This is a genomic window from Rhodococcus sp. YL-1 (assembly GCF_001942025.1).
GTDB lineage: Bacteria > Actinomycetota > Actinomycetes > Mycobacteriales > Mycobacteriaceae > Rhodococcus_F > Rhodococcus_F qingshengii.
Window position 1 is genome coordinate 376497 of sequence record NZ_CP017303.1, and the last position, 16583, is coordinate 393079.

A 16583-nucleotide genomic window follows, 5' to 3' on the forward strand; every position below is an offset into this window, starting at 1 on the left:
TCTGGCATCATCATGCATCTGAAGGAGACCCCATGATCGGCGACGAAGACAGCATCGCATTGGTCCTCAACCGCCTCCGCCGCGCACACGGCCAACTCTCGGGAGTGATCGGCATGATCGAGAACGGACGCGATTGCAAAGACGTTGTCACCCAGCTCGCCGCTGTTTCCAGGGCCCTCGACAAAGCTGGCTTCAAGATCGTCGCTACCGGTCTCCGAGAGTGCATGACAGGCGAAGCGGCAGACAACAAAGAACCCATGACCGAAGCAGAACTGGAAAAGCTCTTCCTGGCGCTGGCCTGAACGCCCGCTTCACATCAGGAACGAGGCCGACCGACAACATGTAGGAGCTCCCCATGAGCACGACCGACCCGGACATCGCCATCATTGAAACTTCCAGCCTCGGCGACCGCAGCTATCTGATCAGCCACGACGGTATCGCCGTGGTGATCGATCCACAACGCGACATCGACCGCGTCCGGGCGCTGGCAGCAGAAAAGAACGCTGTCATCACCCACGTGCTGGAAACTCACATCCACAACGACTACGTCACTGGCGGCCTGGAACTTGCGCGCGCCACGGGTGCCGAATACGTCGTCCCGGACGGCGATCCGGTCGAATACGAGCGCCGAGCAGTCGTCGACGGCGATGTCGTCGACGCGGGATCGACGACGTTCGAGGTCATGCACACCCCAGGGCATACTCATCACCACGTCAGTTACGTTCTGCACCGGCGCGGCGAGCCGATCGCAATCTTCACCGGCGGCTCCATGCTCTACGGGTCCACCGGGCGCACTGACCTGCTCGGCTCCGAGCACACTGATGAACTGACCCACGCGCAGTACCATTCGGTCCGCCGTATCGCGGCCGAACTGGCCGCTGAGGTGGAGGTCTACCCCACACATGGGTTCGGTAGCTTCTGTGCCGCAACTCCGACCAGCGGGGACTCATCCACCATCGGTGAACAGCAGCAGTCCAACCCCGCACTGACTCAGGACGAACACACCTATGTCGACGAGCTGATCGCGGGCCTGTCTGCATATCCCGCGTACTACGCCCATATGGGCGTCATCAACACCAAAGGGCCGGCCCCGATCGACCTGTCCATGCCCGAGCCCGTCGATCCAGACGAACTACGTCGCCGCATCGACGCCGGGCAATGGGTCGTTGACCTACGAGCACGCACCGCTTTCGCCGCCGGCCACGTCGATGGCTCTCTCGGGTTCGAACTGTCGACCAGCTTCGTCACCTATCTCGGATGGCTTTATCAGTGGGGCGTGCCGTTGACGCTGATCGGTGAAACAACCGACCAGATCGCCGAGGCGACCCGCGAGCTGGCTCGGATCGGCATCGACAGTCCCTCCGGATCCGCCGTCGGTGAGATTCACTCGCTCGTCGGCGACGGAAAGGTCCGCTCCTACGATGTATCCGACTTCGCCGGACTCGCGGCGGCCACCGGCGAACGTGAGATAAGCGTCCTCGATGCGCGTCAACAGTCCGAGTACGCGGACAGCCACCTTCCTGGTGCCGTGAACATCCCCCTCCACGAGCTACCACACCGACTCGAGGAAGTTTCCGCGGCCGAAGTGTGGGTGCACTGCGCATCCGGTTACCGCGCATCGATCGCCGCTTCACTTCTCGACCGCGAACACCGCACAGTGGTCCTCATCGACGATGACTACGAGCATGCCGTGCAGCTCGGCCTCCACACATCGCCCGCCTGACGAATGCGCCGCCGCTGCGCAAGCCGCACGATGCGAGTGGTTCACGGGGCTGATCTCCCCGATTTCAGCAAACGGCCATCGGATAATTCCGACAGAGGGCAGGAAGCCCAACCCCTGCCCGTGCCGACGTCCGAGAAGGCGGCCACCGCTGGTCCAACGATCATTCGGGCGCCGTCCGAGTTTGTCGTTCTGCCAATTCGCACTGGATCTTCCGCTCGCCTTTGCTTCGGTGGCCGGACCGTTGTGACGCGCCATGCACGGTTCCGGCCGGGATGCGGTGCGCGGAGTCGCAGACATCCGCGTGCCCCGGCGACCGCGAGGAGCCGGGACGGATCAAGGTGCCACCGTGCCAGCAGTGTCGGTCATGCCGCGGCGGCGATCAGGCGGCCGATCACACCGGATTCGAGCAGGATGATGACGCCCAGCCCGATGAAGACTGTGGGCACGAGCCAGTGCTCGACGCGCTCGAGGATGTCGATGACCTTCTTGTGGGTGCCGAGCATTCTGCCGGCGGCGCACCAGAGTCCGACACAGATCAGGAACACGGCGATGGTAACGATGGTCTGGGGCGCACCGAGAGTGCGGAAGACCGGGGTGTAGACGGCGATGTTGTCGGCGCCGTTGGCGATGGTGATGGCGGCGACGCTGATCGTCCCGGCCGCGACCACTACGGGTTCACCGTCTCCGTCGCTGCGTAAGCCCTGGATCAGTCCCCAGATTCCTAGCGACAGGGGAAGTAATCCGAGTAGTCCAACCCAGTCCTCGGGCACGATCACCAACCCGAGGGCGGCGACCACACTGATCGCGACGAGGGTGATCAGGCCGAGGTACTGGCCGGCAACGATCTGCCATGCCCGCGGCCGTCCTTGACTGGCGGAGGCGACGAACAGGACGGTCAGTACGACGATGTCGTCGATGTTGGTGCCGGCGAACATCGCTACCGCCGCGGCGATGGTGCCGATCATCCTCGCATCCGGCGGCTGCCGCGGCGCGGCCTGATCTCGGGTATTGCTGTCATTTCGAACTCTCCTGTGCGGGCGGGGGATCGGCCGGGTCGTGGGTGGACTCAAAGATCAGTGATGCGACGAGCAGCACGACGCCGCAGGTGATGTAGGTGTCGGCGAGGTTGAAGGTGGGCCACCAGCCGGTGTGGAAATAGTCGGTGACCTTTCCGTCGACGGCACGATCGATCACGTTGGCGGCAGCTCCGGCGAGGATCGCCGACCAACCCACCGTCCCCACCAGTGAAGCGGTGGGGACGGTGCGCCAGGCGTAAATTCCGACGCCGAGAGTGATGGCGGCGGTGACCGCGAGGATGATCCAGGCCGGAAGCTGTTGGCCGATGCTGAACGCGACACCGCTGTTGTACGCCAACTTCAGTTGCAGCAATCCCATATCGACGGTGCGTGCACCGGAAAGGGTACGGCGCGCAACGGGTTCGGCCGACAGTGCGATCGCGATGAGAGCGAGACCGACGACCACGAGAATCACCCGCCGCGTGCTACCTGTGCGGATTGATCGAGCCGCTAATTCGCTCACGTGCGGGCCTCGACCTTCCCCGCCGGTGCGGGTACCGATCCGGTGGGGAAGGCTTGCGCGCGGCCGGCCCGGACACCGTTGGCGATGACCACGATCTCAGCGACCTCGTGCACCAGGACCACGGCGGCCAGGCCGAGAACCCCGAACAAGGCCAACGGCATCAGGACGGTGATGATCGCCAGCGACAGTCCGACGTTCTGCAACATGATGGTCCGGGAGCGGCGCGCGTGCGCCAACGCCTGCGGCAGGTGCCGCAGGTCCTCACCCATCAGAGCAACATCGGCGGTCTCGATGGCCACGTCGGAACCCATCGCGCCCATGGCAATGCCCAAGTCGGCGGTGGCCAGGGCGGGGGCGTCGTTGACACCGTCCCCGACCATTGCCGTCGGGCGGTTCGCACGCAAGGTTTCCACGATCCGTGCCTTGTCCTCCGGGCGCAGGTCGGCGTGCACGTCGTCGATCCCGACGTCGGCGGCCAGCGCCTGGGCGGTGCGTTCGTTGTCGCCGGTGAGCATCGCGACGGTGTACCCGCCGCGTCGTAGCCCGGCAACCACCTCACGTGCTTCCGGTCGGAGCTCGTCACGGACGGCGACCGCCCCGATGACCGTTCCGGCGCGCTCGATCAGCACCGCAGTGGCGCCGGCATGCTGCATCCGCTCGATATCCCCTGCCAGCGGACCCGGGTCGATCCAGCCCGGTCGACCGAGGCGCACAGGTATGCCGTCGATGGCCCCGGTCAGGCCCGCCCCTGTGACCGCGTCCACGTCGTCGGCGGGTGCGTAGTCGTCGACGGCGGCGAGAATCGCGCGAGCGAGAGGGTGCTCGCTGCGCGCCTCCAACGCTGCGGCCACCGCGAGAACGTCCTCGCGGCTGGCGCCGTCCGCCGTGGCCACATCGATCACGGCAGGCTGGTTGCGGGTGAGGGTGCCGGTCTTGTCCAACGCAACGGTGCGGATCCGGCCGAGGGCCTCGAGTGCACCGCCGCCCTTGACCAGGACACCGAGCTTGGACGCCGCACCGATCGCGGCGACAACGGTGACAGGGATCGCGATGGCCAGCGCACACGGGGAGGCGGCGACCAGCACCACCAGGGCGCGTTCGATCCACACCAGCGGATCGCCGAGCACACTGCCGACCGCGGCGATAACTGCGGCGACGATCATCACACCTGGAACCAGCGGTTTGGCGATCTTGTCGGCGAGGCGTTGCGCCTCGCCCTTGCGGGACTGCTCGGCCTCGACGATCCGCACGATTTTGGCCAGCGAATTGTCCTGCGCATCTGCGGTGACCTCGACTTCGAGGACGCCGGTGCCGTTGATCGATCCTGCGAACACCTCGTTGCCGGGACCGGCTTCGACGGGCACCGATTCACCGGTAATCGCGGAGGTGTCCAGAGCGGTGCGTCCGGTGCGGATGACCCCGTCGGTGGCGATCCGTTCCCCAGGCTTGACGACCATGAGCTCGCCGAGCTGGAGTTCGGAGGGCGGAACGGTTTCCTCGCGGCCGCCGCGGAGAACTGTCGCGGTGGCCGGCACCAGAGACAGCAAGGCCCGCAGGCCCCGGCGAGTGCGGGTGACCGCATACTCTTCGAGTCCCTCGCTGATCGCGAACAAGAACGCGAGCATGGCCGCTTCGCCCACCTCACCGAGCAGTACCGCGCCGACAGCCGCGATCGTCATCAGGGTGCCGACCCCGATCTTGCCCTTGACCAGGCGTGCGAGAGTGGACGGGACGAACGTGTAACCGGCAATGAGCAGGGCGCCCACCTCGAGACCGAGCCCGAGAGCATCCGGCCCACCGGTCAGGCCCACTATCAGCGCCGCGATCAGCAGCACGCCCGCAGCTGCAGCCGCCCGGATCTCGGTAACCTGCCACCACTTTTCGGGCCCGTGTTCTTCCTCGCCTTCGACGCGGGGTTCGTCGTGACCGCAACCGCATGCGTCACTCACGGCTATCTCCGATGGCGGTGCCGTAATTCGGGCACAAGGCAACCGCGTTCCCCGTCGCGGCAAGCAGCGTCTCCGCCGAGGCGAGTAGGTCCATCAATTCCGGCCGGGCCAGCGAGTAGAACACCTGCCGACCTTCCGGTCTGCCGTCGACCAAACCGCAATCACGTAGGCATGCAACATGTGCGGACACCGTCGACTGGGCGAGGCCGAGTTCACCGATCAAATCCGCAACCCGCGCCTCTCCTTCGGCGAGACGGCGCACGATCGACAACCGGGTGCCGTCCGAGAGACTGTGGAACAGTGCCACTGCCGCATCCAGGCTCGACCCGCTGCCGGTTGCGGCGAGGCATCCAGGCTCGTTATTCATCGTCATACGACGATGATAGCAATATTGGACGATTCCAGGAAGGGTGGACGCACTGGACTTGAAGTAGATGCGGTACGTCAGCCGAACGGTGGCCGGCCGACGTACCTCACCAGGAATGGCGAAGTGACATCTGTAGTTTGCGAGTTGCTCGCCACGGCATCACATGGGGGGACAGCAAGGACCCATCGCTCGACACAGCCAGTCGCACAACATCTCCAGTGGATTCATTTCATTCACCTCCTTCTGAGTGTTCATCGCCAGCGCGGCGACGAACGGTCCGAGTCACCTGCGGTTCCCGAACGTCATCCATAATGGACATTCCAGTGCGATGGAAGGTCAAGGATCTCGTGAAAATTGGTGAACTGGCCGCTCGAAGTGGCGTTGCCCCGAAAACGCTGCGTTTCTACGAGGACAGTGGGGTGATTCCCGTCCCGGTCCGAAAGTCCAACGGCTACCGGGACTACGGTCCGGAATCTCTTGCGCGTTTGCGGTTCGTCCGCAGCGCCCAGTCTGCAGGTTTCACCTTGCGAGAGATCCGCGAGATCCTCACCACCCATGACCGCGGGGCGGCTCCTTGTGAACAGGTCGTGGAGATGCTCTCGGAGCATCTTTCCCAGGTTCGTGGCAAGATCCGCGAACTTGCCACGCTCGAAACAAACCTTGTTGCTTTGCTGAGTCGAGCGGAAGGGGAGATTCCGTCGGAAGCCGACGATGTCGGTGTGTGCTGGATCCTGGAATCCGAGTCTCAGGAAGGTGTTGCCGAATCGTGAAATTGATTGCGGCCATGCATCCCTTCCTATTTCAGCAGGTTCGGCGCTCTGCAACGTGATGAGGTGCGCGAAGCGGTTGTAGTGGTGTTGTCGGTGTATTGATCAGTCAGGTACGGAAGTAGCGGCAGTGGGTGAATCCCGTTCGAATGCATTCCTCAGGGCAGTCACAGTGGGAGCGCCACCGACCGCGCCCACGGCGTCGCGGTAGAGCCTGCAGGACACGCTTGGCACCTGATCCGGTTCGGCAAAGGGGTCGTGGCCGTCAACGAGCAACGTCGGAGATCCCGCCATGCCCGCAAGTTCCGCTGATCGAGGATCTTCGATGATCACGTGGCGCAGTTCCCATTCGATCGGCACGCCTGAAAGAGCGTGCTCGATTCGTTGTTCGAGGAGCGGCACGTTAGGGTAGTCCGGGACCTGCAGAATTTCGAGATGCATCATGGTCGTCCTTTGTCGGTGTGCAGTGTCTGGAGCATGGGGCAGTGCCGGTCCGCTCGCGGTCGCGCGCAGGTGGACGCGAACTCGGTCAGCGAGGCCCGCATGCGTTGCAGATCTCGGATCTTTTCGCCGAACTCGGTGATCTTCGTCTGCGCCAGTCGCCGAGCGGTGTCGCAATCGTCCGGTCCGCCGCCGGCGAGATGGAGAAGTTCGTTGATTTCGTCGAGGCTGAAGCCGTGTTCTTGGGCGCGTTTGACGAACCGGACAATTTCGACAGTTTCGTCCGGATATGAGCGGTATCCCGAGGTGGATCGCGGCGGGTGCTGCAGGAGTCCGCGCCGTTCGTAGTACCGCAACGTCTGTACGTTCACCCCGGCGAGGGTGGCCAGTTCACTGCTACGCATGTCGCCATTGTGAACCCGGTACCCGGCTACGGAGTCAAGTCGTCTCTCGTCGGCGGAAATTCATCTGAGGTTGGTTGCGCGTTATTTCGATATCTGTCAATATCGAAGCATGTCGAATCAAGATGGGGCGGAGGCCGGCGCTTGCTGCTCGCCGCTCGTCCGTGAACCGTTGACCGAGGATTGGGCCGGCGACCTGGCGCGGATGTTCAAAGCCCTCGGCGATCCCGTCCGCTTGCGCCTGCTGAGCTTGGTGGCAAGTCACGAGGGTGGTGAAGCCTGCGTCTGCGACATCTCGGATACGTTCGACCTGTCTCAGCCGACTATCTCGCATCACCTCAAGGTGCTGCGACAGGCCGGGCTGCTCGACTGTGAACGCCGCGGGACCTGGGTGTACTACTGGGTTATTCCGGCTGCGCTGCAACAGCTTTCCGCCGTGCTCCTGGTCGAAGGTACGAGCGTGAGTGTCGCGGACGCATGCGCAGAGGTCACCGCATGAGCAACACCGCTGCCACCACCGAACACCCCGAAGTCGTCGGAAAACTCTCCACCCTCGACCGCTATCTTGCGGTCTGGATCGGCGTGGCCATGGTCGTCGGCCTGTTGGTTGGACGCTGGATCCCCGGTGTGAACACTGCCCTGGAGAAGGTGCAGATCGACGGCATCTCCCTGCCGATCGCCCTCGGCCTGCTGATCATGATGTACCCGGTGTTGGCGAAGGTCCGCTACGACCGCCTCGACACAGTCACCGGGGACAAGAAACTCCTCGCCGGCTCCCTGTTCCTGAACTGGGTTCTCGGCCCGGCGCTGATGTTCGCCCTCGCCTGGCTGTTTCTGCCCGACCTGCCGGAATACCGAACCGGTTTGATCATCGTCGGTATCGCTCGCTGCATCGCGATGGTGATCATCTGGAACGACCTGGCGTGCGGAGACCGCGAAGCCGCCGCGGTGCTGGTCGCCATCAACTCGGTGTTCCAGGTGATCATGTTCGCCGTGCTCGGTTGGTTCTACCTCTCGGTCCTGCCCGGGTGGCTCGGCCTCGAACAGACCACCATCGACACCTCGCCCTGGCAGATTGCGAAATCGGTCCTGATCTTTCTCGGTATCCCGCTGCTGGCAGGTTTTCTGTCCCGCTTCTTCGGTGAACGCGCCAAAGGCCGCGACTGGTATGACACCAAGTTCATCCCCAAGATCAGCCCCTGGGCGCTCTACGGTCTGCTGTTCACCATCGTCGTGCTCTTCTCGATGCAGGGCGAACAGATCACCTCCCAGCCCTGGGATGTCGTCCGGATCGCGTTGCCGCTGCTGGCGTACTTCGCGCTCATGTGGGGAGGCGGCTACATCCTCGGCGCCGCAATCGGATTGGGCTATGAACGCACGACGACCCTGGCGTTCACCGCCGCGGGCAACAACTTCGAACTCGCGATCGCCGTAGCCATCGCCACCTACGGCGCCACCTCGGGGCAAGCTCTTGCCGGTGTTGTCGGCCCGCTGATCGAGGTACCGGTGCTCGTCGGGCTGGTCTATGTCTCCCTTGCTCTACGCAAACGCTTTGCCGTCAAAGAGGTTTCACCCGCACCCACCGCTACGTAAGTCACCTACAACTCTTCGGGAGTCATGATGAACGAGCACCGCGCCCAGCCCGATCTCCTCTCACCGCAGGCCGTTCTCTCGCGCACCGCGCAAGACCTGGCAGCGAAGTACGTCGGGGTCTTTTCCGCGCAAACCGTCGAACGCTACGTCTTCGAGTCCTACACGGCGCTGCGCCGCACCGCGAAGATCCACACCCATCTCACCTCGCTCGCGGCGCGGTTCGCCGCCGACCGCCTCACCGCTTTGGCCCAGTCCAGCGGAGCACTCGCCAAGGACGTGCCCGAAGTTCTGTTCGTGTGCGTCCACAACGCCGGCCGGTCGCAGATGGCGGCGGCACTACTCGATCACCACGCCCGCGGCCGGGTTCATGTGCGCTCGGCAGGATCCGCGCCGGTCCACGAGATCAACCCCGCCGTCATCACGGCGATGGCCGAGATCGGGATCGATCTTGCCGACGAGTTCCCGAAACCACTCACCGATGACGTGGTCGCCGCAGCGGACTGCGTCGTCTCGATGGGCTGCGGCGACGCGTGCGTCGTCTACCCAGGGAAGCGGTACCTCGACTGGGCTCTCGACGACCCGTACGGCCAACCCCTCGAGGTGGTGCGGGCAATCCGCAACGACCTCGATGCACGGGTGATCGCACTGCTCACCGAACTGACCACACCCGTCGCCGTCTGAGCGACCTCTTCCTCAGCTCTAACTTCCATCTTCGAAGGGAACCTTCTTTCTCATGTCCGACAAGCCCAGCGTCCTGTTCGTGTGTGTCCACAACGCCGGCCGATCGCAGATGGCCGCCGGTTTCCTGAGCCACCTCGCCGGTGACGCCATCGAGGTCCGTTCCGCCGGATCTGCCCCCGCGGACACCATCAACTCCGCCGCGGTCGAAGCGATGGCCGAGCTCGGAATCGACATCTCCGCCCAGACCCCGAAGATCCTCACCACCGACGCCGTGCAGGATTCGGATGTCGTGATCACGATGGGCTGCGGCGACACCTGCCCGATTTTCCCCGGCAAGAGCTACCGCGACTGGGTCCTCGAGGATCCCGCCGGCCAAGGCATCGATGCGGTTCGCCCGATCCGTGACGAGATCAAGACTCGCGTACAGGCTCTGATCAGCGAACTCACCGCCCCGTCGGTATCGCGCTAACCGCCTACGCTTCCCGTATTCGATCCCGTGAAAGAGACACTATGACCATCCCGTCCACGGTCCACGACGTCATCATTGTCGGTTCCGGACCGGCCGGCTACACCGCTGGTGTCTACACCGCGCGCGCTGAGCTCGCGCCCCTGCTCTTCGAGGGAACCCAGTTCGGTGGCGCCCTCATGACCACCACCGAGGTCGAGAACTTCCCCGGATTCCGCGAAGGAATCATGGGCCCCGATCTGATGGAACAGATGCGCGAGCAGGCACTGCGCTTCGACACCGACATCCGCACCGAGGACGTCGAGGAGATCGATCTCAGCGGCCCGATCAAGACGGTCGTCGCGAACGGCGAAACCTACGCCGCGCACGCGATCATCCTCGCCATGGGCGCGGCAGCCCGCTACCTGGGCATTCCCGGTGAAGAACGCCTCCTCGGCCGCGGCGTCAGCGCCTGCGCCACCTGCGACGGCTTCTTCTTCCGTGACCAGGACATCGTCGTGGTCGGCGGCGGCGACTCCGCGATGGAAGAAGCAACCTTCCTCACCCGCTTCGCTCGCTCGGTCACCCTGGTGCACCGCCGCGAGGAGTTCCGCGCCTCACGGATCATGCTCGAGCGCGCCAAGGCCAACGAGAAGATCCGCTTCCTGACCAACGCAGAGCCCGTCGAGGTGCTCGGTGAGAACAGCGTCACCGGCCTCGTCGTGCGCGACACCGTCACCGGTGAAACTTCCACACTCGAGATCACCGGCATGTTCGTCGCCATCGGCCACGACCCGCGCAGTGAACTCGTCAAGGGCCAGGTCGATCTCGACGACGCCGGATACGTGCGCGTCGCTCCCGGTTCCACCGCGACCTCCGTCGACGGCGTCTTCGCTGCCGGTGACCTGGTCGATCACACGTACCGTCAGGCGATCACCGCTGCCGGCACCGGATGCTCCGCAGCAATCGACGCCGAACGCTGGCTGGCCGACCGCGGCGACATCACCGCCAACACGCTCGACGCAGCCGGCCACACCGTCGACGCCGTCTGACTCCCACACCCAGTGAAAGGAACTTCGATGAGCAAGCCTTCAGTGCTGTTCGTGTGCGTCAAGAACGGCGGCAAATCCCAGATGGCCGCCGGCCTCATGCGCAAAGCCGCCGGCGACCAGGTGGACGTGTACTCGGCCGGCACCAAACCCGGCGACGCGGTCAACGCCCTGTCCGCCGAAACGCTCCTCGAAGTCGGGGTGGACATCTCCGGGCAGACCCCGACGTTGATCGATCCGCAACTGGTGCGCGATGTCGACCTCGTCGTCACCCTGGGCAACGAAGCGAAGGTCGATCCCGTAGCCGGCACCGACTTCGAGAACTGGGACACCGACGAGCCGTCCGAACGCGGCATCGACGGAATCGAACGAATGCGCCTGGTCCGCGACGACATCGCCGCCCGCGTCGACGCCCTTGCTGCCCGTCTAGCGGTCCGCTGATATCGGAACCGCTAGCCGCGCAATCGAAAGACCCGAGAAGTAAGAAAAGAGGACATCACCATGAGCACCATCGAAGTATTCGAACCCGCCCTGTGCTGCAACACCGGCGTCTGCGGCGACGACGTCGACCAAGCGCTGATCACCTTCACCGCCGACCTCGACTGGGTCGCAAGCAACGGCGGCACCATCACCCGCCACAACCTCGCCAACGACCCACTGGCCTTCGCCGGAAACGACACCGTCGCAGCATTCCTCAAAATCTCAGGTTCCGAAGGACTCCCGCTGGCGCTCGTCGACGGAGTCACCGCCCTGACCGGTACATATCCCACCCGCAACCAGCTCGCGAAATGGGCAGGCATCACCGAACCTGGAACGGCTGAGGCGCCGGCCGGGATCGCCATGCTCGGACTCTCCGACACTTCGGCATGCTGCTCCACCGACGACGCCGACTCCACCACCTGCTGCTGAAAGCGTCGACACCGCAATGAGGTTCCTGAACAACGCGCCCCGATTCCTGTTCTTCACCGGCAAAGGTGGTGTCGGTAAAACCTCCATCGCCTGCGCGAGCGCGATGACCCTCGCTCGCGCCGGCAAGAAAGTGCTGCTCGTGAGCACCGATCCAGCCTCCAACGTCGGGCAGGTCTTCGGTGTGAGCATCGGCAACACCATCACCCCGATCTCCGCCGCTCCCGGATTGTCTGCGCTCGAGATCGACCCGGAACAAGCCGCCGCCACCTATCGCGAGCGGATCATCGGTCCCGTCCGCGGGCTACTCCCCGAGAAGGACATCGCGGCGATCTCCGAACAACTTTCCGGGTCCTGCACCACAGAAATAGCCTCGTTCAACGAGTTCACCGGACTGCTCTCCGGGCGCGACGACATCACCGCGGGCTTCGACCATGTCCTCTTCGACACCGCCCCGACCGGGCACACCATCCGGCTGCTCCAACTCCCCGGATCGTGGACCGAGTTCCTCGATGACGGCAAGGGCGACGCATCGTGTCTCGGTCCGTTGTCCGGGCTCGAGAAGCAGCGCGCCATCTACGCTGACGCCGTTGCCGCGCTCGCCGATCCGCAGCGGACCCGCCTCGTACTGGTCTCGCGCGCCCAGCGTTCGACGCTCGCCGAAATCACCCGCACCCACCGCGAACTCGCCGACATCGGACTGACCCATCAGCATGTCGTGATCAACGGTGTCCTCCCGGACCCGGGCGACGACACCGATCCGCTCGCGACCGCGATCTACCGGCGTGAACAAGCCGCGATAGCCGCCCTGCCCGATGGATTGGCGCAATTGCCGACCGATCAGGTCCCGCTCAAAGCGACCAATATCGTCGGCATCGACGCACTCGAAAGCCTCTTCACCCCCGACCTTGGCCCGGTGTCCGCCGCCTCAGCGGACCCGTCCCTGCAGCTACCCAGTTCTCCGCTCGCATCCCTGATCGACGAACTCGACACCGACGATCACGGCCTGATCATGTGCATGGGCAAAGGCGGAGTCGGCAAGACCACCATCGCCGCCGTCATCGCTGTCGCCCTCGCCGAACGCGGCCACCAGGTGCACCTGACAACCACGGACCCGGCTGCACACCTGACAGAAACCTTGAACGGGGAACTCGACAACCTCCAGGTCTCCCGAATCGACCCCGCCGAAGCCACCGAGCAGTACCGCACCAGAGTCCTGACCACCAAAGGCAAGAACCTCGACGAACGCGGACGCGCGAACCTCGCCGAAGACCTCCGATCACCCTGCACCGAGGAAGTGGCAGTCTTCCAAGCGTTTTCGCGGGTCATCCACGAATCGAGTCGCAAATTCGTCGTCGTCGACACCGCCCCGACCGGGCATACCTTGTTGCTCCTCGATGCCACCGGCTCGTATCACCGGGAAATCGCCCGCCAGATGGGGGAGAACACGAACTTCACCACCCCACTCATGCGACTCCAGGACCCAAACGCAACGAAGGTACTGCTCGTGACCCTCGCTGAAACCACACCCGTCCTCGAGGCCGCCGGTCTGCAAGCCGACCTACAACGAGCCGGAATCGAGCCTTGGGCGTGGGTGGTCAACAACTCTCTCGCCGCTGCCGAACCAACCTCGCCGCTCCTGCAGCAGCGCGCAGCCGGAGAGATCACCGAAATCGGCACCATCACAAGCCAATACAGCCAACGAACCGCCATCGTCCCGATGCTCGCCGAAGAACCCATCGGCGAAGCCGCCCTGGCAGCACTGAGTAAGGCATAGCGATCGCGTCACATCATCTCGCCCTGCAGACGGGGTTGCTGTGAACCAGTGGACTCAACTCATGCTGACACGCAGGGCTTCCGGCGATCGAGTTCGTCACGGAGGCACCCAGGCGATGGGAATGTCATCGGACGGGTCTACTGGAACTAGCGCACAACGTCGAACTGTTGCTGACGTCGGCTCCGTTAGTCACTTCCGTCCACGGGCCCAGACGACGGCCGCCGCCACCACGCGGATGCCGACGCCGATGAGAATCAGATTCCCGATGATCTGGACACTGACGACAGCGCGCGACGGATCGGTCGTCGCTGTGATATCCCCGAAGCCTACGGTCGAAAACACCGTCAACGAGAAGTACAGGGCATCCATCCGACTGAGCGGTTCAGAGAAGTATGTGGGGGAGCTCTGGGACATCAGGCTGTATCCCACGGCGTAGCCGAGCAGATAGACGGGAAGAATCAGTGCCAGCGTTTCTATGGCCTGCACGGTGGGCACGTCCGACCTCAGAATCTGCCGGATCTGCCACACGGCAACCGCCAGCACGACGAGCAGTCCCCCCACGAGGAGCATGACCGTGGAAATGCCGTCGACGGAGGTCCACGGGAGCACAAAGTAGCCCACGCCGCAGAGCGCAACCGTCGCGACCGGGCGCACGAGCCCGCGGCGCAGCAGGCGCCGACGATCGCGCGGGTCGAGGTTGCGAAACTCGCTGGCCTGTCCCATGAAATTCCTCCGGGCAACTGCGCGGGTGGGACCGGTAACGAGCGTCATCCTCGGCCATGATGGGTTCCTGCCCGCGGTTCCCCTGCCATTCCAGCCAAGCACGCCCGGGCCGGTGATAACCAGGGTCGACACCACACCAGATCGGTAAACATTGGACCGGTCACGGGCTGTCGGTGGCGTCCTCCGGATCGCCTCCGACGCCACCGATCCCCGCCCCTGCGCGGGCTCGAGCTTCAGCACTGGGCAGCAGGCCGGTTCGGTCAGTCGGGAGGGGTGCGCAACATGGTGTGCTTCCGGGTATTTCGCGGCGATCCGGCGAACTGTCGTGACGGTGAATCGCAACGGTCCGGGTACCGGTCACTGATTTCGGCCGGACGTGTCCCGGTGTGCCGCCCCGTTTTTCTGAACGGTGATGGGTGTTTCGTTCACTGGTCGGGCACACAGACGACAACCTGAGCAGCAAGGCGGTGCTCATGACGCGGACGCCGCGCTCGTCGGCCCGCTGTTCCAGTACGGCAACGAGGCGTCGGCGCCGGGAACGGCTGGGGCGTGCTGCGCAACGCTAGTCGGTGATCGCGCGGAGGGTCTGCGGCGGTTACGGGTGCTGGTGTTCGGTGGTTGTAGCGGCGGGGGCCAGCACCCAGAGGAGCATGCGACCGGTCAGGGGTGTGGTGGCGATGAGCATCAGGTATACCTCCGCGACGGAGCCGTCGTGACGCGTGAGGTCGAAGGTGTCGAGCCAGGACGAAAGGAGCAAGAACACGGCGTCGACGATGGCCCAGGATGCGATGTTGGCAACGATCCATCCGGCCCAGCGGCGGGTATGGGCTCGCAGGACCAACGCCTGGGACAGCCCGAGCAACGGTCCCAGTGCCAGGGTTTGGCTGGCGGCAAGTAGGTAGGCGCCGGTGACGCTGGTGCCCGAGTCTTGCGCGGTGGTGATGGCAGGGATGATCACCAGCAGCCAGCCCAGGAGCGCCGGGCCGACATTTGCGACGATCCATTTCCGCCGGGGGACCGGCACGCGTTGGCGGACGATCTGCCATTGCAGCGCCCCGAGCACCCAACCGAACAGCACGGCCCCAGTCGTTGCCACGAGCAGCGCGGCGACCGGGCTCCGGTTTGCCCAGGACAGCTGCAGTATGTCGGCGCCGATCCACGACAGGACCGCCACCGTGGTCAGCACGACTACGAAGGCGATGGTGTTGTACAGAATCCACTGCCAGTACAGGCGTGCGGACCAGCCGTTGGATGGCGTGGTCATCGGCTGGCACGGTGATCGTGGACGACGGCCGGCCGTGTCGTGTTCTGCGGTCGCTTTCCGGGCCTTGTTCGAGGTAGGTATCGACATCGCTGGTCAGGAGTTCCGGATCTTTGGATCAGGGGATGTCTAAGCGCGTGCATCGGCATCACGATGGGCCGCGGCGACGGTCCGAGTCACCGCGAATCCCGATAAGGGCGAAGACGTCGGCGGCGCCGGCGATCCAGAAGGATTGTGGCAGGGGATCTGCCGCGGTCACTGTTCCCGGCGCCGCGTCTGGCGAGGGCACCTGCGCCTGGGCGGGCGCGGTCGAGACGATCGCACAGGCGAGCGCGATCGCCATCACTGCGTGGCGGAGTCGTCGTCGGATCATTGCACCGCTCCCGGGGTCGTGCGTGTGTGCGCCGACTCCCATTCTGCGCGAGGCGAAGGTGCCGGCATACCGGTTCGATCATTTTCGGGTGTGTGGGGCGCCGGCGGGTTTGGGTGCCGGCGGGGGCCGGCGGGGTGTTCGGGTCGGGTGGTGTGGGGGAGTGGTGCCGGGTCGTGCGGGGGTGTTGCGAGGGCTCGTTTTGGGTGTTTTTGAATGTTGTTGTGTGTCAGTAGGTTTCGGTATTCAGTTGGTGTTGTGCTAGTTTCGTGTGTTGTGTGCACGGTGGTGTTTTCGTGAACGTCGAATGTTGTTGTGGTGGTGAGGGTTTCGGTGTTTCATGTTTTCGGGGTGTTTTGCGGTTTGGTGGGTGGGGGTGTATGATTGGGAGCACGATGATGACGAGGCAGTGGACGCGAGACGGGGCGCTTTTCGTGACCCTTCCCCTCCTCCCCAGCCTCGTTCGGGTGTCGGGTACCGATTCAGGCGTTGCGATGAATTCGTTTGGTAAGAAACAAGATTCGGAATTCAGAGGAGCGAAGCGACTCGATCGACGGCAACGGCAATCGACCCACTGCGAGCCGCGCAGCG

General features: G+C 64.3%; 20 protein-coding genes. 11 read left to right on the forward strand and 9 right to left on the reverse strand.

Features of this window, described 5'->3' with window-relative positions:
• Window positions 1–32: 32 nt before the first annotated feature.
• Both BH682_RS33970 and BH682_RS33975 read left to right on the forward strand, forming a co-directional pair.
• Window positions 33–302, forward strand: coding sequence for a metal-sensitive transcriptional regulator (locus BH682_RS33970; RefSeq protein ID WP_003944639.1), 270 nt, complete (start codon window positions 33–35; stop codon window positions 300–302).
• A gap of 53 nt (window positions 303–355) precedes the next feature.
• Window positions 356–1723: an MBL fold metallo-hydrolase gene (locus BH682_RS33975; protein WP_003944677.1), complete on the forward strand. Its 1368-nt coding sequence runs from the start codon at window positions 356–358 to the stop codon at window positions 1721–1723.
• A 362-nt stretch (window positions 1724–2085) separates the two neighbouring features.
• Here the strand turns inward: BH682_RS33975 and BH682_RS33980 are convergent, their stop codons facing one another.
• From BH682_RS33980 to BH682_RS33995, 4 genes are read right to left on the reverse strand one after another with little or no spacing between them, the layout of a single operon-like run.
• Entirely contained in the window at window positions 2086–2688 is a 603-nt protein-coding gene (locus BH682_RS33980) for a cadmium resistance transporter (RefSeq protein WP_030538076.1), read from the reverse strand.
• 49 nt (window positions 2689–2737) lie between these two features.
• Entirely contained in the window at window positions 2738–3262 is a 525-nt protein-coding gene (lspA, locus tag BH682_RS33985; protein WP_011133466.1) for a signal peptidase II, read from the reverse strand.
• The gene (locus BH682_RS33990) at window positions 3259–5211 is read right to left on the reverse strand and encodes a heavy metal translocating P-type ATPase (protein ID WP_075836382.1); all 1953 of its coding nucleotides are present in this window, start codon (window positions 5209–5211) and stop codon (window positions 3259–3261) included. The genes lspA and BH682_RS33990 overlap by 4 nt, the downstream gene beginning before the upstream one ends.
• The gene (locus tag BH682_RS33995) at window positions 5204–5584 is read right to left on the reverse strand and encodes an ArsR/SmtB family transcription factor (RefSeq protein WP_011133468.1); all 381 of its coding nucleotides are present in this window, start codon (window positions 5582–5584) and stop codon (window positions 5204–5206) included. Before BH682_RS33995 ends, BH682_RS33990 begins: the two co-directional genes overlap by 8 nt.
• Window positions 5585–5889: 305 nt before the next feature.
• On the opposite strand from BH682_RS33995, the gene BH682_RS34000 reads away from it, so the two are divergent.
• Entirely contained in the window at window positions 5890–6348 is a 459-nt protein-coding gene (locus BH682_RS34000) for a heavy metal-responsive transcriptional regulator (protein ID WP_011133469.1), read from the forward strand.
• A 102-nt stretch (window positions 6349–6450) separates the two neighbouring features.
• Here the strand turns inward: BH682_RS34000 and BH682_RS34005 are convergent, their stop codons facing one another.
• Both BH682_RS34005 and BH682_RS34010 read right to left on the reverse strand, forming a co-directional pair.
• A complete protein-coding gene (locus BH682_RS34005) occupies window positions 6451–6789 on the reverse strand; it encodes a hypothetical protein (RefSeq protein WP_019747399.1) in 339 nt (112 codons plus the stop codon).
• A complete protein-coding gene (locus BH682_RS34010; RefSeq protein ID WP_011133470.1) occupies window positions 6786–7190 on the reverse strand; it encodes a MerR family transcriptional regulator in 405 nt (134 codons plus the stop codon). The genes BH682_RS34005 and BH682_RS34010 overlap by 4 nt, the downstream gene beginning before the upstream one ends.
• 109 nt (window positions 7191–7299) lie before the next feature.
• Here BH682_RS34010 and BH682_RS34015 point away from each other — a divergent pair, with 109 nt between their 5' ends.
• From BH682_RS34015 to arsA, 8 genes are read left to right on the forward strand one after another with little or no spacing between them, the layout of a single operon-like run.
• Entirely contained in the window at window positions 7300–7686 is a 387-nt protein-coding gene (locus BH682_RS34015) for an ArsR/SmtB family transcription factor (RefSeq protein WP_020971547.1), read from the forward strand.
• A complete protein-coding gene (gene arsB, locus BH682_RS34020) occupies window positions 7683–8780 on the forward strand; it encodes an ACR3 family arsenite efflux transporter (protein WP_011133472.1) in 1098 nt (365 codons plus the stop codon). Before BH682_RS34015 ends, arsB begins: the two co-directional genes overlap by 4 nt.
• Before the next feature lie 24 nt (window positions 8781–8804).
• On the forward strand, window positions 8805–9461 hold the full coding sequence (locus BH682_RS34025) for an arsenate reductase ArsC (RefSeq protein WP_370627677.1): 657 nt from the start codon (window positions 8805–8807) through the stop codon (window positions 9459–9461).
• Between the two features lie 52 nt (window positions 9462–9513).
• Window positions 9514–9930 carry an arsenate reductase ArsC gene (locus BH682_RS34030; RefSeq protein WP_030538125.1) on the forward strand — a complete coding sequence of 139 codons (417 nt, stop codon included), beginning with the start codon at window positions 9514–9516 and terminating at the stop codon, window positions 9928–9930.
• A 41-nt stretch (window positions 9931–9971) separates the two neighbouring features.
• Window positions 9972–10958 carry a thioredoxin-disulfide reductase gene (gene trxB, locus BH682_RS34035; protein WP_075836384.1) on the forward strand — a complete coding sequence of 329 codons (987 nt, stop codon included), beginning with the start codon at window positions 9972–9974 and terminating at the stop codon, window positions 10956–10958.
• A gap of 27 nt (window positions 10959–10985) precedes the next feature.
• Window positions 10986–11396, forward strand: coding sequence for an arsenate-mycothiol transferase ArsC (locus BH682_RS34040; RefSeq protein WP_030538083.1), 411 nt, complete (start codon window positions 10986–10988; stop codon window positions 11394–11396).
• Between the two features lie 60 nt (window positions 11397–11456).
• The gene (arsD, locus tag BH682_RS34045) at window positions 11457–11864 is read left to right on the forward strand and encodes an arsenite efflux transporter metallochaperone ArsD (protein ID WP_030538084.1); all 408 of its coding nucleotides are present in this window, start codon (window positions 11457–11459) and stop codon (window positions 11862–11864) included.
• A 16-nt stretch (window positions 11865–11880) separates the two neighbouring features.
• Window positions 11881–13638 (forward strand): arsenical pump-driving ATPase, encoded by a 1758-nt coding sequence (arsA, locus tag BH682_RS34050; protein WP_030538085.1) that lies wholly within the window; start codon window positions 11881–11883, stop codon window positions 13636–13638.
• Between the two features lie 189 nt (window positions 13639–13827).
• On the opposite strand, the gene BH682_RS34055 is transcribed toward arsA, so the two are convergent.
• The 3 genes from BH682_RS34055 to BH682_RS34065 all read right to left on the reverse strand — a co-directional run bounded on the left by BH682_RS34055 (window position 13828) and on the right by BH682_RS34065 (window position 15995).
• Window positions 13828–14361 carry a potassium channel family protein gene (locus BH682_RS34055; RefSeq protein WP_019747405.1) on the reverse strand — a complete coding sequence of 178 codons (534 nt, stop codon included), beginning with the start codon at window positions 14359–14361 and terminating at the stop codon, window positions 13828–13830.
• A gap of 595 nt (window positions 14362–14956) precedes the next feature.
• Entirely contained in the window at window positions 14957–15625 is a 669-nt protein-coding gene (locus BH682_RS34060) for a hypothetical protein (RefSeq protein ID WP_030538086.1), read from the reverse strand.
• A gap of 145 nt (window positions 15626–15770) precedes the next feature.
• Window positions 15771–15995 (reverse strand): hypothetical protein, encoded by a 225-nt coding sequence (locus tag BH682_RS34065; protein ID WP_143173176.1) that lies wholly within the window; start codon window positions 15993–15995, stop codon window positions 15771–15773.
• Between the last annotated feature and the right edge of the window lie 588 nt (window positions 15996–16583).

Bases quoted from the DNA above. Each gene is read 5' to 3' on its own strand.
- BH682_RS33970 (WP_003944639.1), top strand. From the start codon at position 33: ATGATCGGCGACGAAGACAGCATCGCATTGGTCCTCAACCGCCTCCGC.
- BH682_RS33975 (WP_003944677.1), top strand. From the start codon at position 356: ATGAGCACGACCGACCCGGACATCGCCATCATTGAAACTTCCAGCCTC.
- BH682_RS33980 (WP_030538076.1), bottom strand. From the start codon at position 2,688: ATGATCGGCACCATCGCCGCGGCGGTAGCGATGTTCGCCGGCACCAAC.
- BH682_RS33995 (WP_011133468.1), bottom strand. From the start codon at position 5,584: ATGACGATGAATAACGAGCCTGGATGCCTCGCCGCAACCGGCAGCGGG.
- BH682_RS34000 (WP_011133469.1), top strand. From the start codon at position 5,890: ATGGACATTCCAGTGCGATGGAAGGTCAAGGATCTCGTGAAAATTGGT.
- BH682_RS34005 (WP_019747399.1), bottom strand. From the start codon at position 6,789: ATGATGCATCTCGAAATTCTGCAGGTCCCGGACTACCCTAACGTGCCG.
- BH682_RS34010 (WP_011133470.1), bottom strand. From the start codon at position 7,190: ATGCGTAGCAGTGAACTGGCCACCCTCGCCGGGGTGAACGTACAGACG.
- BH682_RS34015 (WP_020971547.1), top strand. From the start codon at position 7,300: ATGTCGAATCAAGATGGGGCGGAGGCCGGCGCTTGCTGCTCGCCGCTC.
- arsB (WP_011133472.1), top strand. From the start codon at position 7,683: ATGAGCAACACCGCTGCCACCACCGAACACCCCGAAGTCGTCGGAAAA.
- BH682_RS34025 (WP_370627677.1), top strand. From the start codon at position 8,805: ATGATGAACGAGCACCGCGCCCAGCCCGATCTCCTCTCACCGCAGGCC.
- BH682_RS34030 (WP_030538125.1), top strand. From the start codon at position 9,514: ATGTCCGACAAGCCCAGCGTCCTGTTCGTGTGTGTCCACAACGCCGGC.
- trxB (WP_075836384.1), top strand. From the start codon at position 9,972: ATGACCATCCCGTCCACGGTCCACGACGTCATCATTGTCGGTTCCGGA.
- BH682_RS34040 (WP_030538083.1), top strand. From the start codon at position 10,986: ATGAGCAAGCCTTCAGTGCTGTTCGTGTGCGTCAAGAACGGCGGCAAA.
- arsD (WP_030538084.1), top strand. From the start codon at position 11,457: ATGAGCACCATCGAAGTATTCGAACCCGCCCTGTGCTGCAACACCGGC.
- arsA (WP_030538085.1), top strand. From the start codon at position 11,881: ATGAGGTTCCTGAACAACGCGCCCCGATTCCTGTTCTTCACCGGCAAA.
- BH682_RS34055 (WP_019747405.1), bottom strand. From the start codon at position 14,361: ATGGGACAGGCCAGCGAGTTTCGCAACCTCGACCCGCGCGATCGTCGG.
- BH682_RS34060 (WP_030538086.1), bottom strand. From the start codon at position 15,625: ATGACCACGCCATCCAACGGCTGGTCCGCACGCCTGTACTGGCAGTGG.
- BH682_RS34065 (WP_143173176.1), bottom strand. From the start codon at position 15,995: ATGATCCGACGACGACTCCGCCACGCAGTGATGGCGATCGCGCTCGCC.